Raw genomic sequence first — 457 nt, 5'->3', positions numbered from 1 at the left:
CAACGCTTGCAGCGCCCGTTTCGTTAACATCATTGATATTTTCAACGGTTAAGGTTGGGATCATCGCCAACGCTTTAGCTGATGTGAATGACTCACCGGTATTGCCCGTTGCATCCTCAAAGCCTTGCAGCGTTAACGCCACACTCTTCACCGAATCCGCAACCGACGCGACTTCTGCAGTACCCACCCATTGGGTCTGAGTACCCGATTTTGCTGTCCAGTTGATCGACGCGGTCCCCAGCGTTGACCCCGTCGGCGTGGTGACGCCTTTGTCGAACGTGGCGGTAACGGTCACGCTCTCACCCGCCGCTGCGTACGTTGGGTTAATCGACGTTTGACCGTCGTCCACCGTCGGCTTGGTTTGCGTCAACGTAAATGTCGTCCCCACTTCTTTTGCTGGTGCGCCCAAATCGTTAGTACCGTTCACCGTCACCGTAATGGTGCCGTCTTTAAGACC

The 457-nt window shown here is 55.1% G+C and carries 1 pseudogene; it reads right to left on the bottom strand.

Going from position 1 to position 457, the window contains the following annotated elements:
- Window positions 1–457 (bottom strand): annotated as a pseudogene (locus VJL_RS30050) (hypothetical protein); the annotation flags it as partial.

The sequence above is a fragment of the Vibrio jasicida CAIM 1864 = LMG 25398 genome (assembly GCF_000400365.1).
Taxonomy (GTDB): Bacteria; Pseudomonadota; Gammaproteobacteria; order Enterobacterales; family Vibrionaceae; genus Vibrio; species Vibrio jasicida.
The sequence above is the reverse complement of the archived record's forward strand: the minus strand, read 5'-3'. Positions and strand labels throughout refer to the sequence as shown.